The organism is Nocardia sp. NPDC049737 (assembly GCF_040674755.1).
Taxonomy (GTDB): Bacteria; Actinomycetota; Actinomycetes; order Mycobacteriales; family Mycobacteriaceae; genus Nocardia.
Genome location: NZ_JBFANH010000003.1, coordinates 424,258 through 441,403, shown reverse-complemented (window position 1 = coordinate 441,403; position 17,146 = coordinate 424,258). Strand labels below are relative to the sequence as shown.

13 protein-coding genes are annotated in these 17,146 nt (G+C 66.2%); 5 read left to right on the top strand and 8 right to left on the bottom strand.

Going from position 1 to position 17,146, the window contains the following annotated elements:
• Nucleotides 1-95: 95 nt before the first annotated feature.
• Nucleotides 96-884, bottom strand: coding sequence for an isoprenyl transferase (locus tag AB0J47_RS06820; RefSeq protein WP_364341338.1), 789 nt, complete (start codon nt 882-884; stop codon nt 96-98).
• Nucleotides 885-1,109: 225 nt separating this feature from the next.
• On the opposite strand from AB0J47_RS06820, the gene AB0J47_RS06815 reads away from it, so the two are divergent.
• From AB0J47_RS06815 to AB0J47_RS06805, 3 genes are all read left to right on the top strand, one after another.
• Nucleotides 1,110-1,772, top strand: coding sequence for a hemolysin III family protein (locus tag AB0J47_RS06815; protein ID WP_364341384.1), 663 nt, complete (start codon nt 1,110-1,112; stop codon nt 1,770-1,772).
• A gap of 175 nt (nt 1,773-1,947) precedes the next feature.
• The gene (locus AB0J47_RS06810; protein WP_364341336.1) at nt 1,948-4,203 is read left to right on the top strand and encodes an MMPL family transporter; all 2,256 of its coding nucleotides are present in this window, start codon (nt 1,948-1,950) and stop codon (nt 4,201-4,203) included.
• On the top strand, nt 4,200-5,807 hold the full coding sequence (locus tag AB0J47_RS06805; RefSeq protein WP_364341334.1) for an adenylate/guanylate cyclase domain-containing protein: 1,608 nt from the start codon (nt 4,200-4,202) through the stop codon (nt 5,805-5,807). Before AB0J47_RS06810 ends, AB0J47_RS06805 begins: the two co-directional genes overlap by 4 nt.
• On the opposite strand, the gene AB0J47_RS06800 is transcribed toward AB0J47_RS06805, so the two are convergent.
• Genes AB0J47_RS06800 through AB0J47_RS06785 form a run of 4 tightly spaced genes read right to left on the bottom strand, consistent with a single transcriptional unit; the run spans nt 5,781 to nt 11,733 of the window.
• Entirely contained in the window at nt 5,781-7,850 is a 2,070-nt protein-coding gene (locus AB0J47_RS06800) for a thioredoxin domain-containing protein (protein WP_364341332.1), read from the bottom strand. The genes AB0J47_RS06805 and AB0J47_RS06800 overlap by 27 nt on opposite strands.
• Before the next feature lie 31 nt (nt 7,851-7,881).
• On the bottom strand, nt 7,882-10,620 hold the full coding sequence (locus tag AB0J47_RS06795; protein ID WP_364341330.1) for an AAA family ATPase: 2,739 nt from the start codon (nt 10,618-10,620) through the stop codon (nt 7,882-7,884).
• Complete coding sequence (locus AB0J47_RS06790; RefSeq protein ID WP_364341328.1) at nt 10,617-11,141, bottom strand: hypothetical protein; 525 nt, start codon at nt 11,139-11,141, stop codon at nt 10,617-10,619. The genes AB0J47_RS06795 and AB0J47_RS06790 overlap by 4 nt, the downstream gene beginning before the upstream one ends.
• Nucleotides 11,142-11,175: 34 nt before the next feature.
• Nucleotides 11,176-11,733, bottom strand: a complete 558-nt coding sequence (locus tag AB0J47_RS06785) for a cupin domain-containing protein (protein WP_364341326.1) — start codon at nt 11,731-11,733, stop codon at nt 11,176-11,178.
• Between the two features lie 268 nt (nt 11,734-12,001).
• On the opposite strand from AB0J47_RS06785, the gene AB0J47_RS06780 reads away from it, so the two are divergent.
• Nucleotides 12,002-12,988, top strand: coding sequence for a helix-turn-helix domain-containing protein (locus AB0J47_RS06780; protein WP_364341323.1), 987 nt, complete (start codon nt 12,002-12,004; stop codon nt 12,986-12,988).
• Nucleotides 12,989-13,031: 43 nt separating this feature from the next.
• Here AB0J47_RS06780 and AB0J47_RS06775 read toward each other — a convergent pair whose 3' ends face one another.
• Nucleotides 13,032-14,621 carry an MDR family MFS transporter gene (locus tag AB0J47_RS06775; protein WP_364341382.1) on the bottom strand — a complete coding sequence of 530 codons (1,590 nt, stop codon included), beginning with the start codon at nt 14,619-14,621 and terminating at the stop codon, nt 13,032-13,034.
• A gap of 49 nt (nt 14,622-14,670) precedes the next feature.
• Nucleotides 14,671-15,138, bottom strand: coding sequence for a MarR family transcriptional regulator (locus AB0J47_RS06770; protein ID WP_364341321.1), 468 nt, complete (start codon nt 15,136-15,138; stop codon nt 14,671-14,673).
• Between the two features lie 110 nt (nt 15,139-15,248).
• Here AB0J47_RS06770 and AB0J47_RS06765 point away from each other — a divergent pair, with 110 nt between their 5' ends.
• A complete protein-coding gene (locus tag AB0J47_RS06765) occupies nt 15,249-16,196 on the top strand; it encodes a LysR substrate-binding domain-containing protein (protein WP_364341319.1) in 948 nt (315 codons plus the stop codon).
• Here the strand turns inward: AB0J47_RS06765 and AB0J47_RS06760 are convergent.
• The gene (locus tag AB0J47_RS06760; protein WP_364341317.1) at nt 16,148-17,050 is read right to left on the bottom strand and encodes a serine hydrolase; all 903 of its coding nucleotides are present in this window, start codon (nt 17,048-17,050) and stop codon (nt 16,148-16,150) included. The genes AB0J47_RS06765 and AB0J47_RS06760 overlap by 49 nt on opposite strands.
• Nucleotides 17,051-17,146: the final 96 nt, after the last annotated feature.

Here is a 17,146-nt window from a genome sequence, read left to right as displayed (position 1 = left end):
GCCGTCGAAGCGCATGCGCCGCAGGCGCGAGTCTCGACGGCTCGGACGCGAGACACCAGGGGGCCGCGAACACGCGGCGCCGCAGGCGCTGCAAATTAGACACCGAACCGGCGATGTCGAGCGGCGTAGTCGCGTAAGGCGCGCAGGAAATCCACCCGCCGGAATTCCGGCCAGTACGCCTCGGTGAACCATATTTCCGAGTATGCGCTCTGCCACAGCAGAAACCCGGAAAGCCGCTGCTCACCGGAGGTTCGGATGACCAGATCGGGATCGGGCTGACCGGAGGTGTAGAGGTGCTGGCCGATGGAGTTCACCGATATCGACTGGACCAGATCCTCACCGATCTCCCCCGCCGCGATCTCCTGGCGCACCAACTTGCGGACCGCATCCGCGATCTCCTGCCGACCGCCGTAGCCGACTGCGACGTTCACGTGCAAACCGTCGCGTCCGCTGGTGCGTTCTGCCGCGGTGCGCAGCCGCTTGGCTACCAGCTCCGGGAAGCCGTCGAGCGTGCCGACGATGCGCACGCTCCAGTTCTGTTCCGGTGCCGACAGCTCCTCGACGACATCGGTGATCACCTCGAACAGGGTCTCCAGTTCGTCGGGATCGCGCTGCAGATTCTCGGTGGACAGCAGATACACGGTCACCATCTCGATGCCCTCGTCCGCACACCAGCCGACAAGTTCGGCGATTTTCAGCGCGCCGACTCGATGTCCGTGGCTCACATCGGTGAAACCGTTTTCTCTGGCCCAGCGCCGATTACCATCGCACATCACCGCGACGTGCCGAGGATGTTGTTTGCCGGCCAGCTGCTTGGACAGCCGCGCCTCGTAGATGCGGTATGGCAAACCACGCACCTGACTCGGAAGCTCCACGGCGACCAACCCTACGCCTCAGCGGCGTGATCCCGGCATCGACTGTGTTCGATCGCGGCGTTCACGGTGCCCTCCGTGGTTACGCTCCGCTGCCGCCTCCGGGCCCGTCGCTCACGCCGCGGGTTTCCGCGTACAGTGACGGGAGGCCACAACTTACGGTACCGTAAGTTACTGACGGGTATCACTAGGAGGTAACTCGTGTCCGAAACGGCTGGCGCGACCGATACGACACCGGTGGCGATCCCGAACTCGTCAACGCTGCTCAAGCCGCGGATGCGGGGCTGGATTCACACCTGGGCTGTGGGCATCGCGGCAATCGCGGTGCTCGTATTGGTCTTGAAGGCCGCAACCGTCTCAGCGACGGCAGGTTGGTCCACCCTCATCTATGGGCTGACCGTGTGCGGGTTGTTCGGTATCAGCGCCGTCTACCACCGGGTGACCTGGGCGACCACAAAGGCACGCATCCAGATGAAGCGCGCCGATCATTCGATGATCTTCCTGTTCATCGCGGGCAGCTATACACCGTTCGCATTACTCGGCCTGCCCGGACGGACCGGACAGATACTGCTGCTCGTGGTGTGGCTGGGCGCGCTGGCCGGGGTGGCATTGAAACTGTTGTGGCCGACCGCTCCCCGCTGGGTCGGGGTGCCGCTGTATCTGCTGTTGGGTTGGGCGATCGTGCCGGTGGCCGGACAGCTCAATACGAATATCGGGATCGCACCGCTGATCCTGCTGCTCATCGGCGGTCTGGTCTACAGCGGTGGCGCGATCCTCTACGCGACCAAATGGCCGAACCCTTGGCCCATGGTGTTCGGCCACCACGAGTTCTTCCACGCGGCGACCGTGCTCGCCGCGCTGTGCCACTACGCCGCGATCTGGTTGGTCGTCTTGCGCTGAGAACGTCTGGGCATCCCGACACAGGGGTGCCCTGCTCTGACCCGGGTGCCCGGACGGAACATCGTGGACATGCCGAATTGCCCTTTGCGGCAATAGAGTTGGGGACGGATCCGGATCCGGAAGATGGCGGGGCGAGATGGCACAGCAGAGGATCGATGCCGGCAGAAGGCAGGCCGTGAGCGAGCGGGGGATCGGCTACCGCTGGGGCGTTGCGATGGCACAGCATCGGCGGATCGTCGGCGTGGTGTGGTTGATCTTGATCGCCGCGTGCGCCGTCGCCTACCCGCAGCTCAACGGCCGCCTGGAGGCCATGGAGTTCCATGCCGACAAGGCGGAATCGACGCGGATCACGGAACTGCTCGCGGCGCACTATCCCGATCTGGGTGCCGAACAGCTTGCGCTGGTCTTCGATTCGGAGCAGCGCACCGTCGATGATCCGGTCTACCGGGCGATCGTGGAGCGGGCAGTCGCGGATTTGCGTGGAGTGCCCGGGGTACGGGTCGCGGTGGGTCCGTTCCAAGGGGATCAGAAGTCGCAGATCTCGGTGAGCAGACATGCGGCGCTTGCGGTCATCGGGATCGACGGCTCGATTCCGGCGCGGGCTGAGTTGGCCGGTGAGCTGCAGGAACGGGCGGGGCAGTGCTCTGGTGACGGGGTGAGCGTCGGCCTCACCGGCTTCTCACCGGTGCTGCGGGATCTGATGGAAATCGAGGTGGCCGATTCCGGGCAGGCCGAGGCGCTGGGCCTGCCGGTGGCATTCGTACTGCTCATCCTCGCGCTCGGCACGGTGGTCGCGGCATTGGTGCCGGTCATGGTGGCGTTGACCGGGCTCTTGCTCGCGTTCGGCGGACTGTTTCTACTGTCGCATGTGATGGCGACCAGTTCGTTGTTGCTCGCGGTCGCGACCATGATCGGCACCGGCATCGGGCTGGACTATGCGATGTTCGTGGTCAGCCGGTTCCGCGAAGAGCTCGCGAAGCCGGGCGGCAGTTCCGCAAGTTCCGCAGCCGGTGTGGCGCATGCCTGCGGGATCGCGATCGCCACGGCAGGTAAGACGATCGTCGCCTCGGGCTTCATTGTGATGATCTCGCTGTGCTCACTGGTTGTGGTGCGTGCGCCGGTGTTCCGCGGTATCGCGGTCGGCGTCGCGATCGCGGTCGTGGCCACGCTGATGGTGGCGCTCACGCTGCTGCCCGCGGTGCTGGCAATGCTCGGGCCGCGGGTGAATCGCGGTGCGCTGCCCGCGCGGTGGCAGCCGTTGGAGACCCGTCCCGGATCGGATGCCGATCCGGCGAGCGGGCGCTGGGCGCGCTGGAGTCGGATCGTGATGGCGCGGCCGGTGGTTTTCGGTATCGCGGCCACGCTGGTGTTGCTGGTGGCGGCCGCGCCGCTGACCGGAATTCGCTACGGCATGGATATGGGCACCGCGGCGATGGGCGATACCGCCTCCGGCAAGGCAAGCAAGGTCGCCTCGGAGAATTTCGCGCCCGGACTGCTCGCGCCGATCACGATCGTGGTGACTGGTTCCGGCGATACGCCGCTGACCGCCACGGCGACCGGCGAGGTGCAGAACTTCCTGACCGCACTCCGCTCGGATGAGCGCATCGAACAGGTGCTGCCGATCCAGCGGGACGGACGGGTCTTCGCGATGGTGGTGGCCAAGACCGCATTCGATTCCACCGAGGCCGATCAACTCGTCCGGGAGATCCGCGAACGGGCCACCGCACTGCCCGGCGACGTGCTGGTCGGCGGTGCGACGGCGGAGTTCGCGGATATGTCCGACGAGATCACGGGGAAACTGCCACTGGTGGTCGCGCTGGTTCTATGCTGCTCGTTCGTGTTCCTCATTGCTGCCTTCCGCAGCATCGCGCTTCCGATCAAGGCAATAGTTATGAATCTGCTGGCCACCGGCGCGGCGCTGGGCATTACCGTGGCGGTGTTCCAGTGGGGCGTCGGCGAGTCGCTGCTCGGATTCCACAGCACCGGGTTCATCCAGGTATTCCTGCCGACCATGGTCTTCGCGATCCTGTTCGGCCTGTCGATGGACTACGAGGTGTTCTTGATCCGCCGGATCAAGGAATTCTGGGAGAACTCCGCGCGCACCGCGGCCGATAACGAATACGCCGTGGCGGCCGGGCTCCAACACACAGCCCGCCCGATCAGCGCGGCGGCGGCGATCATGGTGGTGATCTTCGGCAGCTTCCTGACCGCGAGCGTGCTGGAGCTGAAGCAGGTCGGGTTGGCGCTTGCGGTGGCCGTAGCGATCGATGCGGCGTTCGTGCGGTTGGTCTTGGTGCCCGCGCTGATGAAGCTGTTCGGAACCTGGAACTGGTGGCTGCCCGGATCGGGGGCGCCCGTGCGCGTCGGGGTTTCGGTGCGCCCGCACGCACCAGCGCAGGCTGGTTCCGCTCCGGATGTCAGGGCATCGTGATCACCAAGCTGGTTGTTTGGGCCCTGAAGGCTCGGTGGGGGTTGGCTGCGGTGGTGATCGCCGCGAATCTCGGTGGCCTCGCGGTGATCGTGACCGAGCTGTGGCTCAGTGGATTTTTCGGGCGGATCGGGGATGACTGGCGGCGAATCATCGGGCTGGCGTCGATCTATCCGGTAATGGGTTTCCTGGCCGGGGTCGGGCTCGCCGTGCGCGATCGGACCGTGTATTTCGGGTGGCTCGATGACGGGCGCAAGCCGACCGTCGACGAGTCGCGACGACTGCTGCGCCTACCGATCGCGATCACCGCCCGAGCGCTGGCGATATGGCTGCCCGGCGTGATCGTGGCGGCCTCGATGCTCTCGCATCTATCCGCGCACAACAGTGCGGCGGTGACCACGGCGCTGTTCACCATGGGCGCGCTGCAATCGGCCGGATTCACCTTCCTGATCGTCGACCGGCTGATCCGCCCGACCATTCCGGTGGTGTCGGGGGTGCTCGGCCCCACCGCGCACTGGAGTTCCTCGGTGCTGATGCGAGTCGTGATGACCTGGGCGGTGGCAGGTGCGATGCCGCTGCTCATGCTGATCACGGTGCTCGCCGATCCGGCCTCCGGCGCACCGGACCGCGTCCGCGCCGCCATCTACCTCTCCATTGTCGGCATCGGATCCGGCGCGCTTGCGACCGCGATCCTGGCCCGTTCGGTCGCGACGCCGATGCGCACGCTGCGCCGAGCGCTCGATCGGATCACCAAGGGCGAGTTCGATGTTCGGGTTCCCGTCGGCAGCACCAGCGAGATCGGGCGGCTGGAGAATTCGGTCAATGAACTCGCCGTCAATCTGCGTGAACGCGAGCGGATGCGGGATGTATTCGGCCGGCACGTCGGCGCGGAGGTCGCCGAGCGGGCGTTGGCGGGCGGGGTCGATCTGACCGGCGATGTGCGCGAGGTGTCGGCGCTGTTCGTCGATGTCACCGGATCCGTCGAGCTGTCCAGCGGTCTGACGCCGCATGATTTCGTGGCCAAGCTCAATCGACTGCTCGCGATCGTGGTTGCGGCGACCGAGGAGAACAACGGGCTGGTCAACAAGTTCGAGGGCGATGCGGCGCTGTGCATCTTCGGTGCGCCGATCGCATTGCGGGACAATGCGACACCCGCGCTGCGAGCCGCGCGGCGCATTCGCGACGAGGTCACGGCCACCGGCGAACTCGATATCGGCATCGGCGTCGCACGTGGACGAGTGTTCGCGGGTGATATCGGCTCCGATACGCGGTTGGAGTACACGGTGATCGGCGATGCGGTCAATGAAGCGGCCCGGCTGACCACCGAGGCGAAGGAGGTGCCGCGCCGAATCCTGGTGAGCAGCGCGGTCATCGATGCGGCGGCCGAGCACGAGCGCGCCAAATGGGTTCTCTACGAGAACATTCTGCTGCGCGGAATGCCCGAACCGACTGCCTGCTGGACCGATGTGGAGGACGCCCCGACTTCCAATGGGGTGGAACCCGATACCGATGCGGCCGCCATCAGTGCGATCGCCGAAGTACGAACAGCGACAACCGAATCGGGAGCGGCCGCCTCGCGGCTAGGGCCGGTTCAGGGAGGCGCGTAGATCGGGCGGGGTCGTTACCGGGAGGTCGCAGACGGAGCCGCGGCAGACGTAGGCAGAGGGGGTGCCGTTGACTGGGGAGCGGTCGGCTAGGAGGGGGACCGAGTTGGCGGGGGCGGCGATGATGACGGTGCCACCGGGGGCTTCGGTGCGGGCAGTGGCGATCAATTCCGTTGCCGCGGTCGAGGTGTCGGGTAGGGCGATGGCCACTTGGAGGGGTCCACGGAGGGCGGCTTCGGCTACGGTCAGCCATTGGCCTGCCGAGCGTGCGGCGCGGGCGAGGACTACGGCACCGCGTTGCAGGGTTCGGTCTGCCAGTTCGCGGTAGCGGAGGGCGGGTTCGGGAGCACTGGTGGCGGCGGCTGTGAGGAGGGCTTCGGCCAGAGCGGATGCGCCTGCGGGTGTTGCACCGTCGATGGGATCGCGGGGACGGGCGACCAGGGTTTCGGCGTCGTCGGCGGTATCGAACCAACTGCCGGGTGCGGCGGCGTCGGCGAAGTGTTGGATTGCCTTGTCCAGCAGGCGTTGTGCGTGTTCGAGCCAGTCGAGTTCACCGGTGGCCTGGTGTAAGGCGAGCAGGCCGGTGACCAGCCAGGCGTAGTCCTCCAAAACGCCTGGAGACGTGCCGACCACCCCGCCGAGCGAGGCGCGGCGCACCCGGCCGTCGACCACATGCTCGGCCAGCAGAAAGCGGGCGCAGCGGGCGGCGGCTTCCACCCAATCATCTTGCCGCAGTGCGGAACCTGCTTCGGCTAGCGCGGTAATCGCCATTCCGTTCCAGGCGGTCACCACCTTGTCGTCGCGGTCCGGCTGTGGGCGTCGAGCACGGGCCTCGCGCAGTGCGGCGCGGGCACGTTCGAAGCGTTCGCGGGCGGCCGCCCTGGTCCCGTCGTCGGACAGTGCATCCGGATCGACATATCGGGTGAGTACCGAGGTGCCCTGTTCGAAGTTACCGGCGGTGGTTACCCCGAAAACCTCCGCAGCCCAAGTACCTTCGATAGGTCCGAGTGCACCGATCAGCTCGGCGGGTGTCCAAACATATGTCGCGCCTTCGACCCCCGGTCCGCCCGGCTCCAAGTGGGTGTCGGCATCCAGCGCGGACGCGAACCCGCCGTGGTCGGTGCCGAGGTCATCGAGAATGAACTCCACTGTCTCGCGAGTAACCCTGTGCACCAAAGACTCTCGCTCAGGGTTTCGGCGAGCGAGATGCGCGTAGGCGCGCAGCAGTTGCGCATTGTCATAGAGCATCTTCTCGAAATGCGGCACTACCCAAGCGGCGTCGACGGAGTAACGGGCGAATCCGCCGCGCAACTGGTCGTAGATACCGCCGCGCGCCATTGCTTCAGCCGTCCGATTCACCACGTCGAAAGTCGCGGCGTCGCCGGTGCGCTCCCAACTGCGCAGCAGCCCCTCCAACAAAGCCGACGGCGGAAACTTCGGCGCACCACCGAATCCGCCGTGCTTGGGATCTTCATCGCGCAGCACCGCCGCGACCGCATGATCGAGCAGTTCGACCGAAATCGTCACGTCGGCCTCGGGCAGTCCGGCGGCCTGCGCACGCAGCGCTTCGGCCACCTGCGCGGAGGCCGTATCCACCTCATCGCGCCGGGTATTCCAGGTATCGGTAACGGCCGTCAGCAACTGCGTAAACGACGGCATCCCGCCGCGCGGCACCTTCGGGTAGTAGGTGCCGCAGTAGAACGGCTCACCGTCCGGCGTGAGGAAGCACGTCATCGGCCAGCCGCCCTGACCGGTCATCGCCACCGTGGCATTCATATAGACCGCGTCCAGATCCGGCCGCTCCTCGCGATCCACCTTGATGCACACGAAGTTGTCGTTCATCTGCGCCGCCGTCCGCGCATCCTCGAACGATTCGTGCGCCATCACATGACACCAGTGACAACTCGCGTAGCCGATCGAGAGCAGGATCGGCACATCCCGCCCTCGGGCCTCGGCCAGCGCCTGGGCATCCCATTCCTGCCAGTGCACCGGATTGTCCGAATGCTGGCGAAGGTACGGAGAAGTTGCGTTCCGGAGCCGGTTCACCCTGTCAGCTTCTCACGGACCGCCGTCCACGTCAGGTATGCGGCACGCTCGCTGGGATCTCGCGCCGTGATCGCAGCTCGAGTTTGCCGAGGATCTTGGATACGTGGGACTGAACCGTGCGACGCGACAAGAACATTTGCGCCGCGATGCCGGAATTGGAGCAGCCTTCGGCGACCAGCGCGGCGACCTTGCGCTCGGTATCGGTCAGCGCCGCCCAGCCGGATTTGGGGCGGTTGCGCCGACCTCGCACACCTCGCCGAAGCCCGTACCGTCGCACGCGCGCGTCGGTACGGGCGGTATCCCACGATGCGCCGAGTCGGCTATAGATCCCTATCGCGGAGTCCAGCGAGCGACGGGCGTCCAGATCGCGTCCCTGCGCGGCGAGCAGCACGGCGGCGTTCTCGTGTGCTTGCGCTTCGTAGAACGGCCGTCCGGACCTCCGGAAGGCCTGGGCGGCCGCCAGCACGCTATCGGAATCGCGCTCGACCAGACCTCGACACAGCAGCGCTGTGCCACTCCTGGAGGCGGTCGGCTGTCGCGCCGCGAGTTCGTTGGCGCCGGCCGCCACCGACAGCGCCGCATCCCTGTCGCCGAGGTCCGCGGCCAGTCGGGCGATATCCGGAAAGATGTAGTAAAGCGTCGCCGCGGCCAAACCGTCGGCCAGTCGCTGATGGGCGTCGACGAGCAGCTTCAAGGCCAGGTCCGGATGGCCGTGCGCCTCATGTGCCAATGCTTGGGCCCACAGGTGCAAGTGCGCGTAGCCGGTGCTGCCCGCGAGGTCGTCCGGTATGGGAATGCTGTCCACGTCCGGCAGGAACGTGCCGCGGTGAATACCGATGAGCGCCGCCAGAGCACGCGCGACCGTCGAGTATCCGAGCACGTCCGGCGCCCCCGTGCTCACGCTGCATTCGGCTACCGCGTCATCCCAGCGACCGTCCAGCAGGTAGAGCCGTGCCTTGGCGACCAGATTCGAGGACAGGTACACGCCATGGCTGCGGCGGTTGTGCGCTATCGCCTGTTCCAGCACATCTTCGGCATCCGTCAGGCGATCGAGCTCGATCAGACAGTGTGCTCGCAGTGCATAGGGATCGAACTGGTCCGGGCCGCTGCCGTCGGTCGAGACGATCGGTATCCGCGTGCTCAGCTCCAGCGCCTCAGCGAGATCTCCGCGGGTGTAGCGGAGGGCACCCACGGCGGTGAGGCCGTACCCCATGCTGCGAGGATCCGCACTGGATTTCCCCAGCGAGATCGCCTTTCGGCCGGCCCACTCGGCCACATCGAACCGTTCGAGGAACAAGCTGTGCACCGCGTACATGCCTTGGAAGCGGCCCGCCGCCTCGACCTCGAGATCCATTGTGCGCAGCGCTGTTTCGACAACCTCGACGGCATCGGCCATTCTGCCCCGGGCTTGGCAAGCTTGGGCGAGCAGCCAGCGCATTTCGATATCGTCGCGAAACTCCGGCCGTGTCGACAGCGCACCGCGCACCTCGGCCTCCGCCTCGGCAGATCGGCCGCTGCGCAGCAGCGCCCCGATATATAAGCGGATCAGCTGTGGATTATCGGCCTCTGCGGCCGTGGTCGCGCGCCGCAACAGCCGCACCGCCAGCTCGGGTGCTCGAAAGGCCAGCTCGTCCGCCACAGCAACCAGCCAGTCGATGCTCGCATGGTCCAGTTCATAGTCGGCGACCGCCAGATAATGTGCGATCCGCTCGATCGGTGCGTTGCTGGCCTGCAGGACCTCTCCCGTCCGGCGCAGCAGACGGCCGCGCACCGTGGCGGGCAGCTGATCGGACACCACTCGGCGGACCAATTCGTGCCGGAAAATCACTTCGGAGTCGACGAGTTCGAGCAGTCCGGTCACCATCGCATCACTGACGACGCCCCACACATCCAGGAGGGGACGGTTCAGCACCGACGCCAATTCCGGGACGTCCACGACCGGGCCGAGCGCGGCGGCAGCCGCCAGCACATTCCATGTCCGGCGCGGTAGAAAGTCCAGCCGCCGCGAAATCGCCTGCGCGAGTGTCGTGGACGGGCGCTGACCAGCGACCGCCTCGGTGATCTCTGCGGTGTCGGCGACCGTTGTGATCGCCTGCTCGCGCAGCAAGGCGACCACCAACTCGGTGATATAGCGCGGATTTCCACTCGCCCCCGCCACCTCCCGCAGCAACCGCGGGCCGGGGGCGGCGCAGACGATCTGCGACACCAGTTTCGCGGCCGCCGCGTCGGCGAGCCCACCGAGCCGGATCAGCGTGGCGCGGCGTGCGACGAGTTCGGCTGACAGCGCGGCAAACGCCGAGTCCTGAGGCTGTGGACGGGCCCCGAGCAGTAGCAGTAGCGGCAGATCACGGATGCGGGCGCACAGCCGCTGCAATACCGACACACTCGACCTGTCGGCCCAGTGGACGTCGTCCATGATCAGCGCGAGCGGGCCGGTAGCGCACCAGGCCTCGATGTGATCGAGGATCGGATCTGCCGCCGGCGTGTCGGTGTCGTGGTCGACATCGAGCCAGGAGAGCAGCGCGGCGAACGGCACGGTCTGCTGTTGTTCCCTGGCCGCTCCGAGTCGAATGTGCAGGCCCATCGCCACACACCGCACCCTGACCGCGTCCAACAGCGACGTCTTGCCGACACCTGGTTCGCCCTGCACCAGCACCACGGCGCCGTGTCCCGCGGCGGTCCGCGACGCGACCGCCGCCAGCCTCTCGATCTCGGCATCGCGACCGATCACCACTGTCGTGCAGGACTCCTCGGAGGGCCTCGTCGTCAACGAACCGCACATTCTCGCGCCCGATGATCGATTCCGACTGGATCCGCCACCACATCGACATACCCGGAGGGGGATACAGCGATGGATGGCAAATCCCATTGGCGTGCCGATTTTTCGGCGCGGCAGGTGAGCTTCCATCCGAACGGCATCAGGTGGACCCGTTCCCCGTACTCCCCCAGTCGTTCGGCGAGATCCGACAGCACATCGAGTGTGTCGGCGAAGTGGACGAGGACATCCGGTGGATCGGCGGACGGCGTGACTCGGCTACCAGGGGTCGCGTAGTGCGGAGTTCCGGCGATGACGATATAGGCCGCCTCGCTGACGAGGCACAGGTACCGGATCGCGCGAACGGCCTCGGCGGTCAAGGGACAATCGCCCGGTTCGACGACGACTCGCACTACCAGGCAATCGACGAACACCTGCGTCACCCCGACCGTCGCGGGCTCGACGGCTACGGCGCACGGACCGGGGGCCACGGGGGTGTATTCGAAGCTGTGCCAACGACTTCCGACGCCCTTCATGCAAGAGACCTCCCCCGTGGATGCTGGAGATCGGTCATGGCTTCATCGGCACATTCCGGTCGACGACACCGCAGAGGGTGTAACAGAAGACGAACGGCACCGCACCGTCGTTGAACCATGCGTGTGGTGTGCCGTGCTGGATCAAGCAATCGCCCGATCGCAGCGATACATCGACATCGTCGCCGAGGCGCATGCGGCCTTGCCCGCTGAGCACGACGATGAAATCGATGCTCGCGGTGCTGTGCATGCCGGGCGCGGCGGGATCGAAGGCCGCCATCATTCCCGGCAGTTTCGTCTCCGCTTCCGCGGCAACGGCCGCCATCTCCTCCTCGGACAGATCGACGTCGCGCTCATAGGTCAGCCCCGGCGGTACGGAGATGAATCCGAAACGCAGTCCACCCGGACCGGGGAAGTAGCGCGTATCGGTCTGCGGAGGCATCCGGTCGACCGGCAGATCGGGTAGCTCGTCGAGTTCCCACATCCGATAGATCTCGGCACCGGGCAGCAGCGCCAATGTCAGCGGATCAGTGCTGTCGTCGGCCAGGACCCGTCCCTGTCCGGTTCCGTCGTCACCGACCACGATTCTGCGCATATGAACTCCTGACGCTCGTCCGCAACCAGCTGAATCGGGCCGGCACCGGTAGCCGCGGCGGCCGATCCGGACATCAGCTATTCGGACCGTAGCCGCCGCCCGAGCATGGCCGCTTGTCCTGAAGCGCACGAGAATGGTCCGAACGCGCAGAACTCGAAAACCGGCAATGCTTGCTCCGGCGGTGATCCGCGCGGGTCTGCTCTAAACTCTTCTCGAAATCGGGGTCTGCCCCGGGCTCCCGATGAGCGCCGAGTCGGAGGCGATATTCATGAATCAAGCGGCTATTGCCGGCTCCACCTCGACAAGTGCGGTGGATCCACATGAGCGAGCCGACTACTGGGCCGATCTGATCAGCACATACCACTGCCGGCTGGGCTACAGATTTCCCAGCCCCAACACCTTCCAGGGGCACACTCGACTCCGGCGCACCGACGCCTACCAGCTGGTCGGGTGGAAATCGGAGGCCATCACCTACCTTCGCAACCCGAGCCACATCCGTGCCGACCCCGATGACGACTACCGGTTGATCGTCCCTTTCGTCGGGCGACTGTCCTTCCGCACGAACGACGGGTACGGGACTCTCGACCCGGGAACAATGTGTCTGGTGGCCGTCGACCGGCCCTACGCCATGTCGATGTCCGACGGCACGCAGGGGGTGATCATCACCATTCCGCGCAAGGAGATACGGCATCGCCTCAACCGCGTCGTTCCACCCGACCACCCGCTGGATCTCACGACCGGGCTCGGACGGGTGACCGACGGAATCCTCGGCGGCCTGTACGCCGAATGCACCGCACTCACCGACCTCCAATTCGACAGCGTCTCCGAACGGCTGGTGGATCTGCTCTGCATGCAGATCCTCGGCGAACCGGCGAGTTCAGCCTCCCAGCTCGCCCATGTCGAAGCGGTCGCGCGCCGGTATATCCACGACCACGCCGGAGATCCCGAGCTAACCGGCACACGCATCGCCGGTGAGCTCGGCTGGTCACTGCGTCAAATTCAACTGGCGTTCAGCAATGTCGGCACTACGCCAAGCGAAGTCATCCGGGAAGAACGCCTGCAACTGGCGCGCGACCGTCTGCGCAGCCCTGCCTACCGGCACCGAAGTATCACCGATATCGCAACGGACCTGGGCTTCGGTTCGACCAGCAGCTTCAGCAAGGCCTTCCGTCGACGCTTCGACACCACTCCCGGCGAGCTCCGCGAGGGACTGACGGGCCGCGCCCGCGGGGCGCTCGCCGAAGCAGCCAGCTGAGGAGTGCGATCCGCTCCGGGGCCTTCATCAATTGCTGGATTCGCTAGCGCAGCGCCGGTTCCGCGACCTTATGCGCGGAGCCCACGTCATCGGTGTGCGTGGAGTCCGCATCCGAATGCATCGGATCGAGGGCAGGCTCGATGTCGACCGTGCGGCGCAGCGGGCGGTTCGGCAGGAAGGCGGTCGCGATGAGGGCGACGACCGTTGCGGCCGCGGCGATCAGGAAGATCCGGCCGGTCGCGTCGCCGTAGGAGGCGCGCACGATGGTGGCGATGGGTCCGGGGAGGGCGTCGAGATCGAGGTTGCCGCCGCCGGAGGAGGTCGTCTGAATGCCAAGTTTGGCAAACCCTGCCTTGGACAGATCGCTGACCTGGGTTGCCAGCACCGACCCCAGCACCGATACCCCGATCGCGCCGCCGAACGTGCGGAAGAAGGCGACGCTGCTGGATGCCGCGCCGATATTGTGCACGCTCACGGTGTTCTGCACAGCCAGCACCAGGTTCTGCATCATCATGCCGACGCCGAGCCCGACGACGGCGATGTAGATGCCGACCAGCCACAGGTTGGTCGCGTGGTCGATCGTGGACAGCAGCCCGAACCCGACCACCAGCAGCGCGCCGCCGCTGACGACGAAGCTCTTCCACTTGCCGAACCGGGTGATCAGCTGGCCGGAGCCGACCGATGCGGTCAGCATGCCCGCCACCAGCGGGATGGTCAGGACGCCCGCCACGGTCGGCGAGTAGCCGCGCGCGGTCTGGAAGTACTGTCCGAGGAAGGTGGTCGCACCGAACATGCCGACACCGACGGCGATCGAGGCGATGATCGCCAGACCCGTGGTGCGTTCGGTGACGATGGACAACGGGATGATCGGCGACTTGGCGCGGGACTCGACCCACACGGTCGCGATCAGCAGCAGTACACCGGCACCGACGTAGAGCGCCGACTCCGTGGAGATCCAGGCGTAGTAGTTCGCCTTTCCGGCGAACGACACCCAGATCAGCAGCACCGAAACACCGGCGGTCAGCAGCGCCGCACCTAGCCAGTCGATCGACACGCCCGCCTTGCGCTCGGTGGGCAGCCGCAGCGTCCGCTGCAGCAGCACCAGCGCGATCACCGCGATGGGCACGCACACGAAGAAGCACCAGCGCCAGCCGAGCGGGCTGTCGACGATGACGCCGCCGAGGATGGGGCCGCCCGACATCGATACCGCCATTACCGCGCCCATATAGCCCGAGTACCGACCGCGTTCGCGAGGCGCGACGATCGAACCGATGATCGCCACGACCAGGGCGGTCAAACCGCCCATGCCGATACCTTGGACGACGCGAGCGACCAACAGCACCGGCACGTTGTGCGCGACTCCGGCGATGATCGAGCCGGCGACGAAGATGACGATGGCCGATTGGACCAGCAGCTTCTTATTGAACAGGTCGGCGAACTTGCCCCAGATCGGGGTGGATGCGGCATTGGCCAGCAGCGCCGTGGTGATGACCCAGGCGTATGCGGTCTGCGACCCCTGCAGATCACCGATGATCGTCGGCAGCGCGGTCGAGACGATCGTGGTGCTGAGCAGCGCCGTGAACAGCGCGGCCAGTAATCCGGTCATCGCTTCGAGGATTTCGCGGTGAGTCATCTCCCGCCGCGGCGCCTGTACTGGTGTGGACATCTACTACCTGACTCTCTTACGAAACCGGCTGGTGGTCATCGGTGCGGTGGATATGGGCGACGAGTGAGTTCCTGAGCTTGTGCACTGCCGCACACGCCTGTTCCGCCTCGTGTTCGTCCCAGTCCGCGAGGGCGGTCTGCAACCCCGCCGCCCTCGACGCCCGAACTCGTTGCAGCAGTTCGCTTCCCGCGTCGGTGATCCGAATGCGGGAGGCACGGCCGTCGGTGGGGTCGGCCTGCCTGCTGATGTATCCGGCGGCGACCAATTCCGCGACGTGTCTGCTCAATACCGATGCGCTGAGGCACAGGTCGACGGCCAGGTCGACCTGTCGGCACGGTCCTTTGGCCTCGAGGGTGCCCAGCACCGCGACCCCGCCGGGGAGCATGTCGCCCTCCTCCGGATGGATGAGGGCGAGGCGGATCGCGCGGCCGATCAGATACAGCTCCTTGATCAGGCTCTGCGCGGTATCGGGTGAGACTGCCATGCCGACTCCCAGCACGAGATTAGTTGTTTGCGGTATGCAACTATATATTAGTTGCTTACGCTAAGCAAATATTGGCTCCATTGCGGGCCAGCGGCAGATATCGTCACAGCGTGGACTCCCTGCGCCAGCTGCGGTACTTCGTCGCCGTCGCCGAAGAACTGCACTTCGGACGCGCCGCCGAACGCCTCGGCATCGCGCAGCCCCCGCTGAGCCAGCGCATCCGCAAACTCGAGCAGGATCTCGGCGCGCGACTCTTCGACCGGGACAGCCGACGCGTCGAACTCACCGAGGCGGGCCAGATCCTGCTCGTGGAAGCCCGCGATCTGCTCGCCCGCTGGGATCGGGCGCGACGGCTGGTGGGCAAGGCGCATCGGGGTGAGATCGATGCGCTGCGGGTCGGTGTCCCACCCGAACTGGCCGGACGGGTGCTCGCCGCGATGCTTACAGCATTCGAAAGCCGTGACGTCCGAGTCGACCTACAGGAACTGACCACCGCCGAGCAGATCCGACTGCTCGCCGACCGCCAACTCGACGCCGGACTGCTGCAACATCCGGTCGACGTGGTCGGACTCGAACTCGGCCCCGAAATCGAAACACCGCTCGGCGTGGTGCTGCCACGCGATTCGCCGCTGGCCACACGCTCCGCGCTCACCCTCGCCGACCTGGCCGGACTCGGTCTGGTGATCTTTCCGCGGGCCGCCGCGCCCGGCCTCTACGACGCGACCATGCGCACCTGCTGGGAGCACGGCTTCCGACCCACCCGCGTCCAGCACGCCCGCAATCCCGAATTCGTGCTGGGCATGGTGCTTTCCGGCCGCGGCGTCGCCTTCGACCAGGGCATGGTCGCACAAAAGGAACCGCGCGTCGTTTGGCGACCGCTGACCGACGCACTGAGCTGGCGACTCTCGCTGGCCTGGCCCGCAGCGGCACCACATCCGCTGATGCGCGAACTGGCCGAGCTGATCGTGACGGTCATCCAGGGTGACGGCGCATCACGACCCGCGCCCGCTCAGGAGGTGGCGCAGCGGCCGTGGAATGTCGTATTCGGCCGTTCGTGACGGATACGCTGAATCGCCGACCGGGCGGCGGCGCCGATCGCATGATCCACCTCGGGCAACCGCTGGGCGAGGGTATCGGCCCTGGTGAAAACCGCTACGGCATAACGACTTCCACCGGGATATGCCACCACCCCGATCTCATTGCGAATAGCGGGCAGTGATCCGGTCTTGCCCCACACCGACACCTCCGACGGAAAGGCCGCGGCGAGCCGGTACCAGTTGAGCTGCTCGCCCATGAGTTCGCGCACCCACCGGCAGGCGGCAGGATCGCCCGCGCGATCCTGGCCGAGCAGGGTGAGCAAGCGGGTCATCTCGCGCGGCGTGCTCGCGGTAGTGCGCAGCGGATCCATGGCACGGGTGCCGAGCACTTCCGACACACTCAGGGTCGGGAAGCGTTGCGCGAATTCGGCGGTATCGGATGCGCCGATATCCTCTGCCATGGTCTGGACGACGAATCTGGGCGAGCCGACGATCCGGGTCTCGGTGAGCCCCAATTCGCGTGTCAGTGAGCGCACATTGTCCAGGCCGACGCGGTCGAAGAGCAGGTCGGCGGCGGTGTTGTCGCTCACGGTCAGTGCGAAGAATGCCGCATCGCGCAGGCTGAATTCGACATCGTCCAGACATCCCGCGGTGCCGACGCCACCGAGCCGATCCGCCGCGGTGGCCTGCACCCGATCGGTCGGATCGAGCTGGCCCGCGACCACCTGACGGGCGAACTCCAGCACCAAGGGCACCTTCACCACCGACGCCAACACCACCGGTTCATCGGCACCGAGCCCGACCTCACCGGCGCAGTCGAAACATCGGGCGTGCAACCAACCGCGCACACCGGCCTTACCGAAGATCTCCTCCACGACAGCCAAACTTCCACACGGATCGCTCCGAGTCAGCTTGACTCTCCCGCCGATGGAGGGTTCACGCTCGTCACCGTCCGAGATTTCGATACCGAA